Origin of the sequence: Rubrilithobacter danxiaensis (assembly GCF_047272945.1) — a bacterium.
Taxonomy (GTDB): domain Bacteria; phylum Bacteroidota; class Bacteroidia; order Sphingobacteriales; family Sphingobacteriaceae; genus Rubrolithibacter; species Rubrolithibacter danxiaensis.
Genome location: NZ_JBKOPS010000001.1, coordinates 273,259 through 295,540, shown reverse-complemented (window position 1 = coordinate 295,540; position 22,282 = coordinate 273,259). Strand labels below are relative to the sequence as shown.

Below are 22,282 nucleotides of genomic sequence, written 5' to 3'. Positions count from 1 at the left end.
TGGCTGCCTCTATTTTAATAAAAATATAGTAAGGCTTCTCGGTCCGTGTGCTCCAAGAACTAAAGATTGTTCAATATCAGCTGTTTTTGACGGACCTGCAATAAAAGTACCGAAGCCGTAATTGTCAGTTCCGATTTTTTTATAAGCCTGCTGCATAGTGGACACAATTCTCTTGCTATCAATTATTAAAGCAAGGTGCTGGGTGATGAACGGAAGAACCCTTTGTTTCATTGATTCTTCAGTTATCCATACAGCACTGTTTTCTGCTACAGCAAAATCTCCGTTCAGAATAGCAAGATCAACATTCCCGAGCAAATGAGGAGGAGCAAGGCCGAAGATATCTGTTTCTGCAATATCTTTTAATTCCGGAAGGGTAGAAACAATGCGGGAATCGGTACTGCAAGTATTCCTGATAAATTTTTTAATTTCATCAAACGTTTCAATTTCAATAACACTGCTTCCGATTGAAATAGCTGTTTCTGTAAAAGTATTCTTTAGGTCTTCAGCGTAAAAGAATTCAAATAGTTCCGGTAGAGGCAGCTTTTCAGGCTGATTCTTTCTGATTGCCTCCAATATCTTATCTCTGCTACTCATATTGATTCCTGTTTTTGCGAATCCATTCTGAAAATGATTCTTTTGGAGGTTCAGGCATTTCACGGTGCTTAAACCAGGGGTTAAACTTATTATTGACTGCAAAAGGGACATATTTTAAAGTCAGCCTTCCTGCTTTTCCTGTAAACCTGTACAAGGTTGGAGAACTTAATACAGCAGCCATTAATTTCATTCCTGCACTTTTTTTACCATCTGAATATCCTTCTTTTACAATCACCTGGCGCCATTTATATAACTGGTTGTGAATATCAATTTTAACAGGGCATACATTTGAACACGAGCCGCAGAGGGTAGAAGCAAAGGGCAGGTCGGCCTTTGTTTTCATATCTAAATTAGGGGCTAAAATAGCACCTATAGGACCGCTGATAACATTGTGATAACTGTGGCCACCACTTCTTCTGTAAACAGGGCAGGTATTCATACAAGCTCCGCAACGAATACACTTTAGTGAGTTTCTGAAATCTTTTCTCCCCAATTGTGTACTGCGTCCGTTGTCTACCAGTACAATGTGCATTTCCTGTCCTTTACGCGGCTTGCAAAAATGGCTTGAATAGGTAGTAATAGGCTGGCCGGTTGCACTTCTTGCCAGCAAACGAAGAAATATTCCCAGATGTTTTCTTTCAGGGATCAATTTTTCTATCCCCATTGCCGCAATATGTACTTCGGCCAGGTGGGCTCTCATATCGGCATTCCCTTCATTGGTACATACCACAAATTCGCCCGTTTCTGCCACGGCAAAATTTACTCCTGTTAAAGCGGCTTTGCGTGTAAGAAATATTTCTCTTAAATGCTGCCTTGCAGTTTCTGTCAATATCTTCGGATCGGAAATGCCTGCTTCTGTACCTAAATGCTCGTGAAAAATCTGCCCGATTTCCTCCTTTTTTTTATGGATACAAGGCATTACAACATGGCTTGGAGGTTCTTTTGCAAGCTGAACGATCCGTTCTCCCAAGTCAGAATCAATTACTTCTATGCCTTTTTCTTCCAGGTATTCATTCAAATGACATTCTTCTGTTAGCATAGATTTGCTCTTTACCATTTTATCAATGCTATGCTTTTTCAGGATGGAGTGAATAATTTCATTGTGTTCCTGTGCATTTGCCGCCCAATGTACGGTTACACCATTTGCACCTGCATTTTTTTCAAACAGAAGAAGATATTCAGAAAGATTTGAAAGGACATGGTTTTTAATCTCCGATGCAGATTGCCTCAGTTGTTCCCACTCGGGGATTGCATGAACAGCCTTGTCTCGTTTTTGGCGTACAAACCACAACGTTTCATCAAACCAGTTAACCCGACTCTCATCCGCATTGAATTTTTCTGCTAATTCCGCATGATCATTTACGTTGTTCATACTTCTTCAGAATTAAGTATTTCTGCAATATGCAGCACTTTAACACTGCTTTTTTGCCGGCGTAAAATTCCTTCCATATGCATTAAACACGACATGTCTCCGGCTGTTATAAATTCAGCTCCATGCTGTAAATGATCTGCGACCCTGTCTTTTCCCATTTTATAAGAAACAGCTTCTTCCGCAACGCAAAAAGTACCTCCAAAGCCACAACATTCGTCTTGCCTGTCCAGCTCAACAAGTTCAATACCTTTAACCATCGAAAGTAATTTGTGAGGCTTTGAAAATGGTTTTTCAACTACTTCTGTCATCTGCGAAAGTTTTAATCCTCGTTGACCATGGCAGCTTTGGTGGTAACCAACTTTATAAGGGAAGTATGCAGATAAATTATCTACCTGAAGCACATCAGTTAAAAATTCCACCAATTCATACGTTTTTTCTCTTACAGAAGCAGCTTCAGCAGCGTATTTTTCAGATTTTAAATGCTCTTTAATATGGAGAACACAACTGCCTGATGGAGCTACAATATAATCGAATTCAGCAAAATTCCGGATAAACAATTCATTGCACCCCATGGTAAGATGTTCGTAGCCGGAATTTGCCCTCGGTTGTCCGCAACAGGTTTGTTTTGAAGGATAAATTACATTTTGGTTCAGTTTTTCAAGCAGTTGTAAACTGGCTATTGCTGCTTTCGGATAAAATTGATCAACATAGCAGGGAATAAAAAGCCCTATAGTCATAAAGCAATGTGCTGGGTTGTAGAATAATATTTTAATTTGATAATATCGTTTTGAATAGGCTTATTGTTCCAGTGCTTATGCATTACCAGGGCTGTACCCATGGCGGTTGCCTGGGCCATGGAAGTGGCAAAAATCTCCATTTCCGGGAAGAATAAAGTTAACAGATTCATATAAACAGAATTTTTGCTGAATCCTCCGTCAACAAAAATTCGTTTTACGTTTGTTCCTTTTAAAATAAGGCTGGTTGATTGGTATTGCTGGGCAACCAGATCCAATAAGAGTTGGTGATAATCTTCCGTATCTGAACTGAAGGAAGTAAGATCTCTTTGCGAGAACTGGCATTGTTGTAAGGGCCTATTCATCAGCTCTGCTTTAAACTTCTCAAAGTTATTACCGGTAAGCCTGTTAAAAATATGCGGAAGAAATTCAATCGCTTTGAAATGCTTTGGATTCTGTTTAAAATGACCTGCAATCCGTTGTGCCTGGGTATCGTGTTCGTAACCCGTAAAAAGCCTGGACGCTTTGACCGGGGTGCCTTTGTACTGGATATAAGATAAACAATCCTGTTGTAATTCGTTTTGTGTTAAGGGCAAATGGTTAAAAGGGTTTAAACTTATACACCAGGTGCCGGTAGAAATTAGTACAAAAGAATCGTGGAAATTAAGGTAAGGGATCATCGCCGCAGAACTGTCATGTAATCCTACTCCTACAGCAAAGTCATACTGGGGGAGATCCGCTTGTACTGCAGAATCAGAGGCCACTATCGGCGCTAATTTTTCAAGGATTCCTTCTTCTTTTACCCAGTAATGGTAATCATTCTTTGTAAAGTCCCACAGGTTGGTGTGGCACCCGATACTGGTAATATCAGAAAAGTATTTTCCGGTAATCAGGGAGCTTATGTATTGGGGAAGATGAAGAATATGAGCTGTTTTTTTAAATAGTTCAGGTTTTTCGTATTTAAGCCGGTAAATCTGCATACCAGAGTTTAAACTTCCTAAAACCGGAGATGCGGTTTTCTCTGAAAAAGCAGCCTCGCCGCCGTATTTCTGGTAAAATGCTGATTTGAGTTTATCCGGATAAGGTTTCAAATAATTGTACAATGGAGTTAAAGGTTTTCCATACTGATCCAAGTATACGAAGCTTGCCCCATAGGTTGAAAAATTAATAGCTTTTATTTCAAAGTTTGATTCAATTACGGATTTAAGAGTGTCTAAAACCCATTTGCAAAGCGCCTCAAGATCTTCACAAGGAAATCCATCTTCATCAACTGTTTCCGGCAGGTTCTCCGACTCCTGATGAACCAACTTGTAGTTTTCAGAAAAAAGGAGAAGTTTTTTATTTGTTTTCCCTATATCAAAAATAGCTATTACCGGTATTTTATACATCATTATAATCCTGTGGCTACTGTTTTAGAACCCCTTTCCTTTATTAAATTTTCTCTCACTTTTAACGTTCTGAACACTTCCAGCGGTTGTATTGCTGCCCCTGCACGTACATGTGCTTCTGCTACAATGGGGCGAACATCAGTGCGAAACGCCTCCTGTAAAATTTCCTGGCAGCGAACAACATCGTTTGCTAGCTGCGCTTCCGCCAGAGCAGTTCTGTCAATAAGCAATGCTTGCGTATAGGCAATCATAATAGCCTCAACAGATTGCAGCAAGTCTTCCAAGGGGTCTTTCACATTATGAGATGCATCAATCATCCAGCCCAGGCTTGTTGCATGTTCCATTCCGCGTACATCCATTCCTTCAACTAGTTCATTAAAAATAAGGAACAGCTGATAGGGTTTTATACTGCCGGCAGTAAGGTCGTCATCGCCGTATTTGGAATCGTTAAAATGAAAGCCTCCCAATTTTCCTTCCATCAGCAATAAAGAAACAATTTGTTCAATATTTGCATTGGGTAAATGATGCCCCAGATCAACTAAAGTGTATGCTTTAGGCCCTAATTTACTTGCATACAGGTAAGATTGTCCCCAATCTCCAACGGTAGTAGAATAGAAATTAGGCTCAAAAGCTTTATATTCAACAAACATTTTCCAGCTGTCTGGTAAAGCGGCATATACTTCCTGTAAACTTTCCAGTGTGTTTTGAAAAGCTTTCCTGAAGTTTAATTGACCCGGAAAACAGGAGCCGTCCGATAACCAGACAGTTAAGGATTCGGAGCCAAGTTCAACTCCGTGTTTAATAACTTCAATGTTATGCTCAATGGCTTGTTTACGTACGGCTTTATCTACATGCTGCATGGATCCGAACTTATAGCTTCGCTTTTGCCCGGGCTGGTCCTGAAAAGTATTGGAGTTAACCGCGTCGAATTTTAATCCGAGCTGAGACGCCTGTGTTTTTATTGAGGCATAATTTTCAGGAATATCCCAGGGAATGTGCAGTGATATTGCTCCGCAGGATGCGTTAAGTGCATGCAGCAATCCAACATCCTCCAGCTTTTCTTCCAGATTGCGGGGTTCACCGCCGCCGGAAAACCGGCCAAAGCGGGTTCCACCTGTTCCAAGCGCCCAGCTTGGAATGGCTATCTGAAAATCCAGCAGTTTTTGTATAATATTTTCAATAGCCGGAATATCGGCAGCTATGCTTTCAAACTTCTGCTTATGTTTTTGCAACAGGCAATTATTATATTCTTCTATGCGATATTTTTCCAGGTTCATAATCGTGTTAGATTAAAAATATTTCAGATTATCTTACAAATGCCATCGCAACACCTCCGTCTACATTTAATACATTACCGGTAGATTTATTCATTAAACCGCCCACCAGTACATAACATGCGTTGGCGATGTCTTCAGGCAATATAATCTCATTTAGCAGAGTCCGTTTGGCATAATATGCCGGTAGTTCTTCTACCGAAACTCCGTATGCTTTTGCTCTTCCTTCAGCCCAGCCGCTTTGCCATATCTTACTATCGGAAATAACAGCATCGGGGTTAACCACATTAACACGAATTTTATCTGCACCCAGCTCAGCGGCATTTAAGCGACTGAGATGTAATTGTGCAGCTTTTGCAGATCCGTAACCGGCATTATTAGGGCCAGATACAAGGGCATTTTTGCTTACAATGTTTATAATATCACCGCCAAGGGTTTGCTTCCTCATTGTTTCTACTGCTTGCTGCGTTACCTTAAACTGGCCTTTTACCAATACATCGTATAAAATATCCCAGTCTGCTTCCGTATGTTCTTCCAATGGTTTTGATATGGATAAGCCTGCACAATTTACAATAATATCCACGCCTCCAAATGCAAGGTTGGCAGCATTGAATGCAGCTTGTATAGAGTTAGTTTGAGTAACGTCGAGAATTACCGCAGTATAACTGTCTTTTCCATATTGCTTCTGAAAATCGTTGTCCGCGTTCTCCAGGCGGCTGGCATCGTTATCATTAATTACAGCAACAGCTCCTTCTTCAATAAACTTTTTTGCAATGGCTTTACCTATACCTCCTGCACTTCCGGTTATTAAAGCTATTTTACCTGAAAGTGCTTTCGGTTTTGGCATTCGCTGAAGTTTTGCTTCTTCAAGCAGCCAGTATTCAATGTTAAAAGCTTCCTGCCGCGGTAGGGATGTATATTCTGAAATAGCTTCAGCACCTTTCATTACATTTATGGCATTGATATAAAATTCGGCAGCAACTCTTGCTGTTTGCTTATCTTTTGCAAAAGAAAACATGCCAATGCCCGGATATAATATAATGACAGGGTTTGTATCGCGTATAGCAGGGCTGTTAGGATGTTTGCATGTTTCGTAATATTCGGTGTACATGCTGCGATAGCTATCAAATAAAGGAGCTATTTTTTCTTTCAGAATCTTTGTATCGGAAAGATCTTCCGTTGCATTTAAAGGAAGTACCAGCGGACTGATTTTAGTGCGAAGGAAATGGTCGGGGCAACTTGTACCCATAGGGGCCAGCCTGTCCAGGTCATTGGAATTGATAAATTCCAATACACGGGGATCATCAGTAAAATGCCCTATCATGTTTCTTTGGCTGGAACAAAATCCTCTTAAAACAGGTGCAATGGCAGCAGCCTGTTTTCTTCGGTTTTCCGGCTCAAGGCTTTGAATTCTTTGCCCCCCGAATACGGGTTTTTTCTTCCCGTAATTTTCCTCGAGGTAGGTGGCGCATTTCTCAATTACTTCAAGAGTATTTACGTAACTCTTGTAAGCGGTATCGCCCCAGGTAAATAAACCATGAGATCCGAGCATAATCCCCCTGATGCCGGGATTCTGGTTCAGGCATTCCCGTAATTTTAATCCCAGGTCAAATCCGGGTCGCTGCCATTCTACCCAGCCGATCTTTCCTCCAAATAGCTCTTCGGTAATTCTTTTACCGTCTTTTGCTGCAGCTATAGCAATGGCAGCGTCGGGATGAAGGTGGTCAATGTGCCTGAAAGGTAAAAATCCGTGAAGGGGAGTATCAATAGAAGGCGCTTTCGAATCCAAATCAAATATACAGTAGTTGAAGAGTTCAACCATTTCGTCTTCATGGGCTATACCTTTATACACATTCTTTAAACTGAGAAAACGGTCCATGTACAAAGCAGCAAGGCCGCTTCGTTTTAACGTGCCCAGATCGCCTCCCGAGCCTTTTACCCACATTACTTCTGTGTCGGTTCCTGTAAGCGGATCTTTAGCAGTTACTTTACAGGAAGTATTTCCACCGCCATAATTTGTTAATCGCAAATCCGCTCCCAACAGGTTTGACCGGTAGATCAAAAGGCCAACTTCATCTCCCGCAAGTTTTGCAGCTTCGGCTTCATCCCATAAGTAACTTACATGTTTAAAGGCTGTGTTTGTTGTAAATTCTGACATATTTTTCTTGAAATTATATTATAGCGAGTTGCCGTATCCTACTAAAACTACTGACAATAAAATGGTTGCTATTCCTGTTAAAATTGTTAAAAATGTTTTCCGGCTTACGCCTTTCCATTCATGCAATAGAATTCCCCACATGTTGGAAATTAAAATAATAAAGGCCATGTGGAGTATCCATGAACTGGCACCGTTGCCCAGTTTACTTTCGCCCATTCCGTAAAAGAAGAATTGTAAAAACCAGGTGGTACCGGCAAGGGCAGAAAAAATATAGTTTCGCAACAGCGGAGATTTCTTGTTGGTGTAATCTTTAAATGTTTTGTTTTTAGTATTTAAGATCATGCACCAGATCAGGTTGGTAGTTAAACCGCCCCATAAAACCACCACAAAAATTATGTTATTCTGAAACAGCGGATTACTGCCTTGTTTTATTGCAACCTCGGCCATTGGCTTGCCTGCCTCTATACCAAAATTAAAGCAGGCACTCAAAATACCGGAAACAATGGCAACGATCAATCCGGTTGTAATATTAAATTCCTTGATGCTTTCTTTTTTTTGTTCATCTGAAAGCTCCTTTTCTTTCATCATACCGGCTTTTCCGCAGATATAAATTCCAATCAGACAAACTAATACTCCAACCAAAACTACATTGCCTCCCTGGCTTTTTAACATGGCTGAAAAGCTGCCTTCTGTTTGATGAAGAACAAGGTCTCGGTAAATGGGAGGTACTAAAGAACCGAATGCCGAAGTAAATCCCAGCGCTACCGACATGCCCAGAGACATTCCTAAATAGCGCATGGCCAGCCCAAATGTAAGTCCGCCGATTCCCCAAAGTACTCCCAGCAGATAAGTCCAGAAGATGGTAGTTGAGTTGGCAGATTTAATAATCTCCATGAAACCTGGAACAGTAAGCCACGCAGCAATAAAAGGAACAAACAGCCAGGAAAAAATTCCTCCTACAATCCAGTAACTTTCCCACGCCCATCCTTTAACTTTTTTATAAGGTATATAAAAACTTCCCGAGGCAAAACCTCCTATAAAATGAAAAAAAACTCCTATGAGTGCCTGCATATTTTTTGTTTATGTTACGATAAAGTTTTGACCAGTAGAAGTTTTTATAATATCCTTTCCTATAATTTTATCCATTTTAACGGTAATAAAGCGTTCAATTGTTTATTTATTCGTTTTGCTGATTTATTGCTGTTGTAAAGACATTTAAAATTTATTGCCGTCATTGCAGCTCCTTCAAATAGCTCGGAATAGGTTTTAACAAGGTTTGTAAAAGTATTTTTTACTTATTTTATCTGCAACCTGCACTATCCTGCTTTTATCCGGTTTTTTTGTTTTTATAAAAGTTTGAAATATCAGAGTAAAAAAGTGGGGACATTGAGATACTTGATTGTCCATATTTACAGAGAATTCCTTCTGATCAGCGAAAATGGATTTTTGATATTAGTACATTTATTTTCAAGTATCAATGTTGCAGCGGTACGTCCCATTAATTCATGATCTGTTGAGATTACAGTAATTCCTTCCAGCAAAATTTCTTTTAAAGGAGTATCATTATAAGAAATGATCCCAATATCATGCCCGGGTTTTAAGTGCGATTGCCGGCATATTTTTATCAGATTTGCCAGATCTGTTTCTTCGATAACTATATAAACATCACCTTTATTTATTTGGCTGAATGCCTCGATTCCGTGAATAATACTAAAGTCAAACGTGTTATAGATGCAGAACAACTTAAATCCTTTGGCTATTTCTGCGGGATAAGGAACTAATTTTGGAAAAACAAGAATCAGCTTTTTATATCGCTGAATAAGAGGAAAACCATCTTTTAAGGCTTCAAATATATCTTTCTCGAAATCCTGGTAAACACAAGCATAAGAACATGCAGGGTCTGTAAGCTTTTTATCCAGTATAACTACTTTCTCTTTAGGTAGTTGTTTAATTATTTCGGCAGCTTTTTCATTATCTGTATAAAAATGGGGCATAATCATATAATAATCATAGCTGCCTGCATTTTTATTGATTATACTGCTGAAAATATCAATATTAGAATGATGAACACTTAGATCGATAGTGGTATTGCTGCCCAGTGTATGAATAATGCTGTCGTAGATTTGTTTTTTGTAGGTACTTAATTTATTAAAGATTAATAAAATACGTAATTTCTTCTCTACATCTACCCGGTTTATGTAATAGCCTTTTCCCTTTACAGAAGTGATGATCCCTTTTTTCATCAATTCTTTGTAAGCTTTCTCTACCGTATCACGCGACAGCAGATGTTCTTCGCTTAAATGGTTAATGGAGGGAATACGGTCGCCCAGCTTTAATTTTTTCAGGCTGATTGAATTTATAATAGAATCAGATATCTGAATATATAAAGGTTTATTCTCCTGGAAATATAACTTTAAATCAAATTTCATGACAGGAAGCGTTGGTTTAATTGGATAACTAAAGATACAATTTGTGAAAGTTAAAGTAAAGGCGGGTGCAAGCGTTTAGCCGTAAAATTTATGCTTTAGTATTAAAATTAACGGTTTTTAATAAAAATCAGGACAGTGCAGGATACTGCTGTAATTTACTAATTATAACTTGGTAAAAAACTGATTATACCTGATCTCTCCGCTAATCATAATTGATATATCGGGTATAGTTTTATATTTTAAAGTAGATTGCTAATTCACTGAATTTTGAAAAGCTCTTTCAAATTGATCTGTAATAAATACCAATTTTAATATATGACCAGTTATTATTACTCTTTTAAATGTTGTCTGCTACTGTTTTTATTAATAGCAGGAACCTATGTTAACAGTTTTTCGCAAACGGTAATTCCGCTTTATAAAGGCAGTATTCCTAATTCAATACCAACCACAGACGAGGAGAAATCTGAAATTAATAAAGACAGTGTTTTAATAATCAGCAAGATTAGCCGTCCGCAGCTGTCGATATATTTGCCGTCAAAGGAAAAAGCTACCGGGGCAGGAGTTATAATCTGCCCCGGCGGCGGCTACTGGGTAGAGGCGGCAGGCCATGAAGGTGCTGACGTTGCCAGGAAATTTAATGAAAGCGGTATTGCTGCTTTTGTGTTGAAATACCGGATTCCAAGTGATGAAACGATGATAAACCGGGAAATTGGGGCATTGCAGGATGCACAGCGTGCAATACAGCTGGTTCGGGAAAATTCAGTAAAATGGGGTGTTAATAAAAATCGTATTGGCATTATGGGTTTTTCTGCTGGTGGGCATTTAGCATCTACTGCTGGAACGCATTTTAATAAGGAATATATTGCAAATCCAAAACATACCAGCCTGCGGCCTGACTTTATGATTCTGGTATATCCTGTAATAAGTTTTACAGACAGCATCGGACATTCGGGTTCGGCAGAGCAACTACTGGGAAAAAATCCTTCGCCAGAGAAAATAAAAGAATATTCGAATGAGTTGCAGGTAACTCCTAAAACTCCTCCAACCTTTCTTGTGCATGCTAAAGATGATCCGCTCAGTGTAAAGAATTCTTTAGTATTCGAAAAAGCATTAAAAGAAAATCAGGTGCCGGTTGAACTGTATTTATACGAAAAAGGAGGCCACGGTTATGGAATGAATAATAAAACGAGTAGCGTGAAATGGATGGATCTGGTTAAAGAGTGGATGATTAAAATGAAATACATTCCATCTAAAGGATGAATTGAAATATCTTATAACAATCTGAATATCAAAAAATGAAAAAAGTCCTCTTATCTCTTTTTAGTCTCCTGCAGGTTTTTATTGCGTTTGGACAGGAAGAATGGTCCGTAAATTCACCTGATAAATCATTAACACTAATTCTTTCCAATGCAAAAGGTCAATTATCCTATAAAGTTCTTTCGGGAAATACAGAAATTGTTAAGCCTTCCTTATTAGGTATAGAAACTTCTATCGGCAGCTTTGGGCATAATTTGAACTTTGTTAAAGTTAATTCGAGAAAAATTGACGAAAAATATGAACTGACTATTGGGAAAAGAAAAGTTAACCATGCATTAGGAAATGAAACAACTGTTTCTTTCAAAAATTCCGCAAACCAGTTTATACAGATTGATTTAAGAGCTTATAATGACGGTGTTGCCTTTCGCTATCATTTTCCTGAAAACGGAAAAAGTGTAACTGTCACCGGTGAAAATACAAATTTTACACTTCCCTTAAACGGTAAAGTATGGCTTCAAAATTACGATCTCGATCCGGCTTATGAAGGAATTTATACAAACGGTGTTGCTATCGGTACAAATGCAAAAAATGAAGGAGGATGGGGATTCCCTGCTTTATTTCAAACATCCGGACACTGGCTGCTTTTAACCGAATCAAACCTGGAGGGTAGTTATTTCGGCTCGCATTTGCAGCAGAATTGCGAAAATGGCGTTTACAAATTAGCCATGCCGTTACCTAGTGAAGCGACCGGTGTAGGCAGAGCTGCGGCTACTTCCGAAACTCCCTTTACTACTCCATGGCGCACCTTTATTATTTCCAAAAATATAGGGCTTATTGTTGAGTCGAACCTGGTTTACCATTTGTCAAAAGCTAATAGTATTGGCAATTACAGCTGGGTAAAACCCGGCCGTGCTTCCTGGAGTTGGTGGGGAGATCATGACAGCAGCAGAGATTTTAGTAAACTTAAAAACTTTGTGGACCTGGCAAATGAAATGGGTTGGGAGTATTCTTTAGTTGATGCCAACTGGAATATCATGGAAGGCGGTGGTACTATTGATGACCTTGTTAAATATGCTAAAGAAAAAAATATAGGGTTGCTTATGTGGTATAATTCCAGCGGCCCTCATACGGCAGTTACAGAACAGCCCCGGGATATCATGTTTGATTCGGTAAAACGGAAGGAAGAGTTTAAAAAGTTAAGGGCATGGGGTGTAAAAGGAGTTAAGGTTGACTTTTTTCAAAGTGATAAACAGAATCTTATTCAGCTGTATCATGACATTTTGAAAGATGCCGCCGCCGAACACATTTTGGTTAATTTTCATGGCTGTACGCTTCCACGGGGGTGGTCGAGAACGTACCCGAATTTAATGAGTATGGAAGCAGTAAGAGGAGCAGAGAACTATGGTTGGAGTAACGAATTTGCACAGCAGGCGCCGGTTCAGAATAATATTTTAACATATACCAGAAACGTAGTTGGCCCGATGGATTATACGCCTGTAACTTTCTCTGATTACGAATGCTGTCCGCATGTTACAACCAATGCGCAGGAACTGGCCTTAAGCGTTTTGTTTGAAACCGGAATTCTGCATTTTGCAGACAGGGCAGCTTATTATCAGAATCTGGATAACAGAATAAAAGAGTTTCTGCGTAAAGTACCTACTACCTGGGACGATACAAAATTTGTTCAGGGTGAACCCGGGAAAGAAACAGTTATCGCCCGGAAAAATGGCAACAATTGGTATGTTGCAGGAGCGAGTGGTAATGATCAGGCTATAAAAATTAATCTCAAATTGCCTTTTCTAAATGGTAAAACCTATAAAGCCATCCTCTTTTCTGACGGGAAAGCAGGAAGAGAAATTAAAGTAACAGAAACCCATTTGGATAGAAAAAGCTCTTTAGATATAGATGTGCTTCCGCATGGAGGTTTTACGCTTGTATTATCACCGACAGAAAAAAATTAAGATCTTTTCAGAAGTAAATGTAGCAGGCAGGCAGGATACGGCATGACAGCAAAAATAAGCCTGTTTTCTACTTTTATCGGATAAAGCATTTGTATTACAACTAATGATTCTCAACCTCAAAATACCTGCAATCAAACAAATTAAATTTTATATTTTATTGGTTGTTTTCTCCTTTGTGTATCCCTTGATCATCAAAGCCTCGTCTCCATTAATACCGCAAACTCTTACGTGTGAATACAGGGAGAATCCTTTAGGTATCGATATACAAAAACCAAGGTTGGGCTGGATGTTAAGTTCAGCACAAAGGAACCAGGTACAAAACGCCTATGAAATTATTGTCAGCAGCAATTTGAATGGCACCGAAGCAATTGTTTGGGAAAGTGGAAAAGTAACATCTTCCGAGAGTCTTCATATTGAATATGCCGGCAACCCTTTAAAACCTTTTACACGATATTACTGGAAAGTAAGAGTTTTCGATCAAAAAGGTCAGGTGTCTGATTGGAGTGCTGTTGCATGGTTTGAAACAGCTATGCTTAAAGAATCAGACTGGCAGGCAAAATGGATAGGCGACGGCAGCAAGCAGTTTGAGCGGGATGAAGATTTTTATCAGAATGACCCGATGCCGCTTTTTAAAAAAGAGATAAATGCAATTAAGAAGGTTGCTTCTGCACGATTATACATAAGCGGGTTAGGTTACTATGAAGCCTTTATCAATGGTGAAAAGATAGGCGATAATGTTTTAGATCCGGGTTTTACAACTTACAGTAAGCAGGACTTATATTCAACTTACGACATTACATCCCAAGTAAAAACAGGTAAAAACATCTTTGGGGTTATGCTGGGAAATGGCTGGTATAATCCCTTACCTCTTCAGCTGTTCGGACGTTATAATATCCGGGACGTTCAGCAAACCGGTCGTCCTGTTCTTAAAGCACAAATTTTGATAAAGTATGCTGATGGTACAAAGGAACAGGTAAACACGGATGAAACCTGGCTCACTGCACCAGGGCCGATTTTGAGAAACAGCATTTATTTAGGCGAACATTACGATGCCCGGTTAGAAAGGTCAGATTGGTTTGTTTCCAATAGCACCGGATGGAAAAAAGCTGCAATCGCAAAAGGGCCATCCGGAATTTTAACAGCACAAATGCAGCCTCCGGTAAGAGTAACTAAAGTTTTAAAACCTGTCGAAATTACAGAAGTTGGAAAAGATACTTTTATTGTTGATATGGGGCAAAATTTTGCCGGAGTTGCCCGAATAAAAGTAAAAGGTCCAACTGGTTCAAAAATTACGCTGCGTTACGGAGAAGATATACATCCTGACGGAAGATTGAATTTTTTGACAACCGTAGCCGGCCATATTAAAGAAATGTGGAACCTGAAAGGCGGGCCGGGAGCACCAAAAACGGCATGGCAGGAAGATAGCTATACTTTAAAAGGAAAAGGAACTGAGATTTGGGCGCCACGATTTACCTTTCACGGCTTCAGATATGTAGAAGTTACAGGATGGCCGGGCAAACCAACACTTAATGATATTGAAGGATTAAGAATGAATTCAGACCTTGATTCAAATGGAACTTTTTCTTCATCAAATCAAATGTTTAATAAGCTGCACGAGGTGATAAAATGGACTTTTTTAAGCAATGTTTTCAGCGTTCAGTCAGATTGTCCGGGAAGGGAAAAAATGGGCTACGGCGCAGACATTGTTGTTACCTCTCCATCTTATATCTACAATTTCAATATGGCCAACTTCTATCGCAAAACTGTTCGCGATTTTGCAAACGAGCAGTTACCGGCAGGAGGTATAACCGAAATTGCTCCAAGTACGGGAATTGCAGTTTTGGGTATTGGTGACAAGTCGGGCCCATTAGGCTGGCAGCTGGCATTTCCCTATGTTCAGAAGCAACTGTATGAGTATTATGGGGATAAAAGAATTATCGAGGAAAACTATCCCGCCTTTAGGCGGCAGATAGACTTTATAAATTCTAAAGCGGTAGATGGTCTTTTTTATTGGGATATTAGTGACCACGAAGCGCTGGATCCTAAACCTGAAGCTTTTACCGCTTCTGCTTTCTATTACCATCATGTATTATTAGTGTCCGAATTTGCAGGGATTTTAGGTAAAAAGCAAGATTCTGTTAACTACGCGGCTCTTGCCGAGAAAATAAAAAATGCTATCGTGAAGAAATTTCTTATCCCCGGTACCGGAAGATTTGATAATGCCACGCAATCAGCACAGATATTTGCTTTGTGGTATAATTTCTCTCCCGAAAAGGAGGCCAGTTTTAAGGTGCTTATGGATGAATTTGCCCGTCATAACTGGCATATAGCTACCGGTATATTTTCTACCCAAATGATGTTTGACATTCTCAGGGAAAGAGATCAAAATGATATTGCTTACCGACTGGCTAACCACCGTGATTTTCCCGGATGGGGATACATGTTATCCAAAGGAGCCACAACTTTATGGGAAACATGGGCTTATCCTGATAATGCCGCTTCTCAAAATCATCCTATGTTCGGTTCCATAGAAGAATGGTTCTATAAATCTCTTTTAGGAATTAACTCTGCTGCCCCTGCCTTTAAAAAGATTATTATAAAACCGCAGCCCGCAGGCGATTTAACATGGGCAAAAGGAAGTTATCAGTCTGTTCGGGGAAAAATTGTAAGCGACTGGAAAAAAGATAAAGAGAACTTTCATCTAAAGGTTTCAGTACCTGCAAATACTACTGCCGAGATATGGATCCCATCAAAAAATAACGGAGAATTGCAAGAAGGAGGAAAAGATTTAAAAGCGTCGGGAGTGAAATTTGTGCGGTACGAAAAGGGATATGCAGTAATATCGGTCGGTTCAGGGGATTATAATTTTTCATCTCAATTATAGGAGCATTTTAATTTGTGATAATACAGGATAGTTCAGGATACTTAAGAAACAGAGATCAATTAGTTTCGGTACTAATCTTAACCAATTAATATGATCTTAAAGAATTCTGTATGTATTGTGATAGCCGGCCTTGCTTTTTTTAACAGCTGTAAAAAAAGTGCGGTTAAAAATGAGTCAGGTACTTCTTCCTTTGATATAACAACCAGAATTGAGATCAACCGGGCCGAAAAATACCAGTCAATAGACGGTTTTGGTTTTTTTGGTGCCCAGGATGTGTGGTGGGAGCAGGACCAAAGCAAATTATACAGCGAAGCCTGGGCTAAGCAGGTAATTAATGATTTGGGAATTACTATCTGGCGAAATGAATACCACCCACCTGCTACGCCTGCGCAGAATCAGGATTCAAACTGGGAAAAAGATAAGCCGGTAGTTGAAGGACTGGCAAAAGTTGCCAGAGAAAATAAAGTGCCGTTAAAAGTTATATTTACAATATGGTCGCCTCCGGCCGAATTGAAATGTGCGGTTGATACCAATACAAACGAACCCATTTCAGGAACGCCACACCCTTACGGTACCATAAAAGGTGGTACCCTCGATCCTGCAAAATATACTCAATTTGCTAACTGGCTTGCGGATGGAATTCAATTATATAAAAATAGCGGCGTTGATGTTTATGCCATCAGTCCGCAAAATGAGCCTTTATTTGTCGAACCTTATAACTCCTGCGTTTATAAGCCGCAAAAATGGTATTCACAAATGTTGAAAAACGTAGTACCTGTAGTAAAAGCAAGGTTCCCGAACGTAAAGATTTTTGGCTCTGAAAATATGTTGGAAATGGAAGGCGGTACAGACAGGCAATGGTTTTACGGAGCCGATATCATGAAAGATCCAGAAGCTTTGAGTATGTTGGATATCTGGGCACTTCATGGTTATCTGGAGGGAATAAAGCCTACAGAATCATCAAAAGTTGCCGGCCTGTGGCAAACGGTAAGAACTGAATATGCAGAGCCATCCAATAAGCCGGTTTGGATGACGGAGACCTCGGGTTACGGCAATAACTGGACAAAAATTGGAGATAAACCAGGCGCTTTAGATCTGGGTATGGATATTCTTGCAGCTTTATATTACGGCAAAATATCGGGATGGGTTTGGTGGCAGGGTAGCGGCGGCGATGAAGATTATTCGTTGATGAACGGAATGCAGGCTGGGAAAAAATATTATACTTCCAAACATTTTTACCGCTTTATCAGGCCCGGATCCCGAATGATAAAACTTACATTTAACAATGCTGATAAAGTATCTGGTGTCGCTTTTGAAAATGAAAACATGGGTTCTTTTACAGTCGTTTTAATTAATCCTACAAATAAAAAAGTAAAAGTTAATTTAACAGGAGCAGATATTCCGGAAGAGTTCGATTTCTATTACACTACTGCCAGTGATAATTGTAAGAAAAAAGAGAAAAAAGTAAAAAAAGATGAAATTATACTGCCAGCATTGAGCATGGTTACACTGGTTAATGGGAATGTATTTGAATAAGATTTGGAAAGGACATGAAGCTGTTTTTCTGATTCATTGTATCTTGCTGAAGAATACATTATTTCAATATGAAAGTAGTAGTTGCTGCCGACAAATTTAAAGATTCGTTAAACAGTTTTGAAGTTTGTGAAGCTGTAAGCAGGGGTTTTTCAAAATCATCCGGAAATTTTGAAATTTTCAAAATGCCTTTATCCGATGGAGGTGACGGATTAATCGAAGTAATTCGTCATTATATTTCTGTAACGAAACATGAATTTTTAGTATCCGATCCTTTATTTCGTCCTATAAAAGCAAGCGTTTTATTGTCTGAAGATAGAAAAACAGCTTTCATGGAAATGGCTCAGGCTTCAGGACTGCACCTATTAAAACCATCTGAATATAACTGTGCAGTTACCTCTTCTTTTGGTACAGGGCAATTAATAGCTGAAGCATTAAAATTGGGTGTTGAAAAAATCATTATCGGAGTGGGTGGCAGTGCTACAAACGATTGCGGAATTGGAATGGCGGCAGCTGTAGGCTATCGTTTTCTTAATAAAGATGGAAAAGATATAAAACCAATCGGGGAAAATCTGATAAATATCGATTCAATAGATTCTTCCGAAAAAATACCTCTGAGTAACCTATGCATAGAAGTTGCCTGTGATGTTATAAATCCGTTAACCGGAGAAAACGGAGCAAGCAGAGTTTATGCGCCTCAAAAAGGTGCAGACCGGCAGTTAGTTGAAGAACTCGAGAGAGGGATGATTCATTTTTCGGAAGTGTTAAAAAGAGATTTAGGAACGGATATCTCCTCAGTTCCCGGGGCCGGAGCGGCAGGCGGAATGGGAGCAGGCTGTATGGCTTTTTTAAATGCAAAATTAATAAGCGGCTCAGAGCTTGTATTTCAGTATAGTGAAGCAGAGAAGCATATAAAAGATGCCGATATTGTTATTACAGCAGAAGGAAAAATTGATAAACAGACTTTAGAGGGTAAATTAATTTCAGAAATATCCGGGTTGTGTTTGAAATACAATAAACCGCTTATAGCTATTTGCGGCAGTTTAGATTTAACATGTGAAGAACTGAAAAAACTAAAGGTTTTATCAGCCTTTTCAATTGTAAACCGACCAATGCTCCTGGAAGAAGCGATTGAAAAAGCATCTGAACTGGTTTCTGAAACAGCCTTTAATATTGCACAAGTATTAGGTTCGAATTACAATAAGTAGTTTATGCCACCACATTTATTGCGTTTCCGTTCAGAAAAGCTTCAATGTTTTTTATTGTCGTATTCATCATCCTTTCACGGGCTTCCCTGCTCATCCAGGCGTTGTGCGGAGTAATAATACAGTTTTTTGCCTTTAATAAGGGATTTGTTGACAGGGGAGGTTCTGTTGATAAAACATCTAATGCTGCTCCGGTAATCCTGTTTTTATTTAATGCTTCGGCCAAATCGTGCTCATTAATCAGCTGACCTCTTGCTGTATTAATAATAAAAGCGGAGCGTTTCATTAATTCAATCAGATCCTTATTTACAAATTGCTGGTTTTCTTCGGTAAGGGGGCAATGGAGGGAAATGAAATCACTTTGAGAAAATAAGCTTTTCATCTCATGGTATTCAGCTAATTCCGTTTGCTTTTTATTTCTGTTGTTATAAATTACTTTTAAACCAAAAGCTGCAGCGATGCGGGCAACCTGTTCGCCGATATCGCCCATTCCTACAATTCCAAAAACTTTTCCGCTTAATTCCGATATAGGCTTTTCTGAAAAGCAGAAATCAGGATTTCTTTCCCATTTACCTTCAGCGGTAGCTCTTGCATTTAATCCTACATGATTCGTCAGTTCAAGTAATAAGGCAAAAACATGTTGGGCGACAGAAGCCGTTCCATAAGCGGGAACATTGCAAACTCTTATTTTCAGCTTTTTTGCAACCTCTATGTCGATAATGTTATATCCCGTAGCAAGCACACTGATCAGCTTTAATCCGGGAAGTTTTTCGAGTGTTTCTTTTTTGAAAGGAACTTTATTTGTAAGAACAATATCGGCCTCCCGGCATCTTTCAACAAGTAATTCGACAGGTGTTCGCTCGTAAATTGTTACTTCGCCTAACGTATTCAGATGCTCCCAGCTTAAATCACCGGGATTTAAGGTATAACCGTCTGCTACAACTATTTTCATTTGAATAGATATTTTTAAAGGTAATAAAGCTGTCGTCCTGATAATTATCGGTTTGACGTTTCACTCATACTGTTTTGAGCAATATATGAAAAAATAGTAATTAGGTTGGCGAATATTGAGGAACTGATGATTTTTCAGGAAAGTGCAGGATACCTCGGTTGGGATCAATATGAAATCTTTTTTTTCTGAGAATAAAAGTTCATCCTGAAAACATGGAATTAAAAATAGCATCGTGGAAAACTCCTTCCTTTAAGTGGAATCCTGTAATTTAACATAATTTCATGCGAGCCTTTTTGCTGATCAAAAAGATCGGAAGTTGTAAAATCATACGCATACCCTATCTGGAATCCGGGTAAGAATTCAATTTGGGTAAGAAAATCAAAAGAATCGAAAGATCGCCAGGATGCTCCGATCCAGACCCTTTCTTTAATAAGTAAATTAATATTCAGATCAACCTGCACAGGTGCTCCGCTTACGTATTTAATTAAAGTATTTGGTTTTAATTTAAAAGATTCACCTATATCCAATAAATATGCTGCCGCGAGTAAATAATGAGGACGAAAAGAAGGTGTACCGGGATTCGAATTGTCCTGAAAAATTTTAGAATGAAAAAATGGAGAGGAAAATCCTACAAAATAACGTTTGGAGAAAAGCAATACGCCGAAGCCTATATTACTTCTTAAATTATTCTGATCAGTAAATACGGGGTCAATGCTGGTGTCAAAATCTGCAACATCGGTATAAGATGCCGAATATTTACTCACCCCGAAATTAATTCCCAGGTTAAGATAAGTGGCGCTTGCAACTTTCACCCGCTGTGCCGCCGTTAACAGGATCGTTTTATCATTAATTACCTCACCTATCTGATCTCTCATCATAATTATTCCAACAGAAGTATTAGAAGCCTTTATGGGAGCATGAATAGAAAAAGTTTGTGTGTTTGGCGCTCCTTCAAAACTTGTCCATTGCCTTCTGTATAAAGTTTTAATATTTAAGGTTTCATCTAAAGAAGAATAGGCAGGGTTGATTAGAAGTCCGTTGAACATATACTGCGAGAACATGGCCTGTTGCTGTGCAAATCCATTTATCGCCCAAAAGCAAAATAATATGGATAAAGTTCTTCTCATCTTTTCAGAATAAAATATCCTTTGATAGCTGAAATCACTTTATCCTGCCCCCTGTAAGTGTAAAGCTTTAAAAGATAATAGTAACGTAATAAGTTTGTGATGTTCCTTCTAAGAAGCATCTTAAAAAGTTTTATTTCTTACTTTTTGAATCTCAAATCTCAAGGTTTGAGATCGCTAAATTTAACAGGGATGAACACGAATTTCAGATCAATAACATGGTTAATGCTGCTGTTTTTTGCGGCGCTATTCCAGCCTGTAAATTCAATTGCTCAAAAGGCTAAACCTCCCATAATGGGCTGGAGCAGCTGGAATAATTTCCACATAAATATCGACGAGAAGATGATACGTGAACAGGCAGATGCCATGATATCTTCAGGTTTATACGACGCAGGCTATCGTTTTATTAATATTGACGATGGCTATTTCGGTGGACGCGATGAGAATGGGAGATTATTTTCCAATTCTGCCAAATTTCCATCCGGCATGAAAGCTCTGGCCGATTATATTCATAGCAAGAACCTGAAAGCAGGTATCTATACGGATGCGGGCCAGAATACCTGCGCATCTATGTGGGATAACGACAAAAATGGCGTAGGAGTAGGCATTTATGGTCACGTTGAGCAGGACTGCAACCTGTTCTTTAATGAATGGGGGTATGATTTCCTTAAAGTAGACTGGTGCGGGGGCGAAAAGATGAAGCTCGACGAGCAAACTGAATATCTAAAAATCCTTGGTGCGGTTAAGGCAATCGACTCTAATATCGTCTTTAACATTTGCCGTTGGCAATTTCCCGGTGAGTGGGCCATTAAAAAAGCCGATTCCTGGCGCATTTCAGGAGACATCAGAGAAGATTTTGGATCTATTATGAAAATTATTGATGCCAGCGCCAACTTGTATAAATATGCTTCGCCTGGGCATTACAACGATATGGATATGTTACAGGTAGGCAGGGGTATGAGTTACGATGAGGATAAAACGCATTTTTCAATGTGGTGTATGCTCAATTCACCGCTACTTGCCGGAAACGATCTCAGAACGATGTCAAAACAAACAATTGAAATTCTTACCAACAAAGAATTGATTGCCCTAAACCAGGATCCGGGATTTAAACAAGCTCAAAAAGTGCTGACAGAAAAAAATGTGGAAGTATGGGTAAAATCGCTTGGAACTAACAGCAAGGCCAAAGCAATTGCCATTTTGAATCGTGAAGATAAGGAAGCTACTTATACATTTAACGCAGAAAAATTAAGTGTAAACAAAAAAAGCATGTTCAGAGATCTATGGCTTCATAAAGACCTGGGCAGGCTGAAAGAAGGACAAACTTTCAGTATCCCTAAACATGGGATAATTGTGTTAAAGGCAGAATAGTATTAATCCTATTTAATGCATTAAAATACTAACTTATTAATCTGAA

Annotated in this window: 16 protein-coding genes; 6 read left to right on the top strand and 10 right to left on the bottom strand. The window is 39.1% G+C overall.

Annotated features, from left to right (window positions below; all coding sequences use genetic code 11):
• Positions 1–9: 9 nt before the first annotated feature.
• From ACLCDL_RS01220 to ACLCDL_RS01185, 8 genes are all read right to left on the bottom strand, one after another.
• Positions 10–594 (bottom strand): LutC/YkgG family protein, encoded by a 585-nt coding sequence (locus ACLCDL_RS01220; RefSeq protein WP_423146168.1) that lies wholly within the window; start codon positions 592–594, stop codon positions 10–12.
• The gene (locus tag ACLCDL_RS01215; protein ID WP_423146167.1) at positions 587–1,966 is read right to left on the bottom strand and encodes a lactate utilization protein B; all 1,380 of its coding nucleotides are present in this window, start codon (positions 1,964–1,966) and stop codon (positions 587–589) included. Before ACLCDL_RS01215 ends, ACLCDL_RS01220 begins: the two co-directional genes overlap by 8 nt.
• Positions 1,963–2,703, bottom strand: a complete 741-nt coding sequence (locus ACLCDL_RS01210) for a (Fe-S)-binding protein (protein WP_423146166.1) — start codon at positions 2,701–2,703, stop codon at positions 1,963–1,965. The genes ACLCDL_RS01215 and ACLCDL_RS01210 overlap by 4 nt, the downstream gene beginning before the upstream one ends.
• Entirely contained in the window at positions 2,700–4,091 is a 1,392-nt protein-coding gene (locus tag ACLCDL_RS01205; protein WP_423146165.1) for an FGGY-family carbohydrate kinase, read from the bottom strand. The genes ACLCDL_RS01210 and ACLCDL_RS01205 overlap by 4 nt, the downstream gene beginning before the upstream one ends.
• A complete protein-coding gene (locus ACLCDL_RS01200) occupies positions 4,091–5,365 on the bottom strand; it encodes a sugar isomerase (RefSeq protein ID WP_423146164.1) in 1,275 nt (424 codons plus the stop codon). The genes ACLCDL_RS01205 and ACLCDL_RS01200 overlap by 1 nt, the downstream gene beginning before the upstream one ends.
• Positions 5,366–5,393: 28 nt before the next feature.
• Positions 5,394–7,520 (bottom strand): bifunctional aldolase/short-chain dehydrogenase, encoded by a 2,127-nt coding sequence (locus ACLCDL_RS01195; protein WP_423146163.1) that lies wholly within the window; start codon positions 7,518–7,520, stop codon positions 5,394–5,396.
• 18 nt (positions 7,521–7,538) lie between these two features.
• The gene (rhaT, locus tag ACLCDL_RS01190) at positions 7,539–8,591 is read right to left on the bottom strand and encodes an L-rhamnose/proton symporter RhaT (protein WP_423146162.1); all 1,053 of its coding nucleotides are present in this window, start codon (positions 8,589–8,591) and stop codon (positions 7,539–7,541) included.
• A gap of 338 nt (positions 8,592–8,929) precedes the next feature.
• On the bottom strand, positions 8,930–9,949 hold the full coding sequence (locus ACLCDL_RS01185) for a GntR family transcriptional regulator (protein WP_423146161.1): 1,020 nt from the start codon (positions 9,947–9,949) through the stop codon (positions 8,930–8,932).
• 315 nt (positions 9,950–10,264) lie between these two features.
• On the opposite strand from ACLCDL_RS01185, the gene ACLCDL_RS01180 reads away from it, so the two are divergent.
• From ACLCDL_RS01180 to ACLCDL_RS01160, 5 genes are all read left to right on the top strand, one after another.
• Entirely contained in the window at positions 10,265–11,209 is a 945-nt protein-coding gene (locus ACLCDL_RS01180) for an alpha/beta hydrolase (RefSeq protein ID WP_423146160.1), read from the top strand.
• 35 nt (positions 11,210–11,244) lie between these two features.
• Positions 11,245–13,167, top strand: a complete 1,923-nt coding sequence (locus tag ACLCDL_RS01175; protein WP_423146159.1) for a glycoside hydrolase family 97 protein — start codon at positions 11,245–11,247, stop codon at positions 13,165–13,167.
• A gap of 103 nt (positions 13,168–13,270) precedes the next feature.
• Positions 13,271–16,051, top strand: a complete 2,781-nt coding sequence (locus ACLCDL_RS01170) for a family 78 glycoside hydrolase catalytic domain (protein WP_423146158.1) — start codon at positions 13,271–13,273, stop codon at positions 16,049–16,051.
• A gap of 90 nt (positions 16,052–16,141) precedes the next feature.
• Positions 16,142–17,587 (top strand): glycoside hydrolase family 30 beta sandwich domain-containing protein, encoded by a 1,446-nt coding sequence (locus tag ACLCDL_RS01165; RefSeq protein ID WP_423146157.1) that lies wholly within the window; start codon positions 16,142–16,144, stop codon positions 17,585–17,587.
• 68 nt (positions 17,588–17,655) lie between these two features.
• On the top strand, positions 17,656–18,792 hold the full coding sequence (locus ACLCDL_RS01160) for a glycerate kinase (protein ID WP_423146156.1): 1,137 nt from the start codon (positions 17,656–17,658) through the stop codon (positions 18,790–18,792).
• Position 18,793: 1 nt separating this feature from the next.
• Here ACLCDL_RS01160 and ACLCDL_RS01155 read toward each other — a convergent pair whose 3' ends face one another.
• Both ACLCDL_RS01155 and ACLCDL_RS01150 read right to left on the bottom strand, forming a co-directional pair.
• Positions 18,794–19,741 carry a D-2-hydroxyacid dehydrogenase gene (locus tag ACLCDL_RS01155; protein WP_423146155.1) on the bottom strand — a complete coding sequence of 316 codons (948 nt, stop codon included), beginning with the start codon at positions 19,739–19,741 and terminating at the stop codon, positions 18,794–18,796.
• Between the two features lie 218 nt (positions 19,742–19,959).
• Positions 19,960–20,868 (bottom strand): PorP/SprF family type IX secretion system membrane protein, encoded by a 909-nt coding sequence (locus ACLCDL_RS01150; protein ID WP_423146154.1) that lies wholly within the window; start codon positions 20,866–20,868, stop codon positions 19,960–19,962.
• Between the two features lie 189 nt (positions 20,869–21,057).
• Between ACLCDL_RS01150 and ACLCDL_RS01145 the strand changes: the two genes are divergently transcribed.
• Positions 21,058–22,236 carry a glycoside hydrolase family 27 protein gene (locus ACLCDL_RS01145; RefSeq protein WP_423146153.1) on the top strand — a complete coding sequence of 393 codons (1,179 nt, stop codon included), beginning with the start codon at positions 21,058–21,060 and terminating at the stop codon, positions 22,234–22,236.
• The last annotated feature ends 46 nt before the right edge of the window (positions 22,237–22,282 follow it).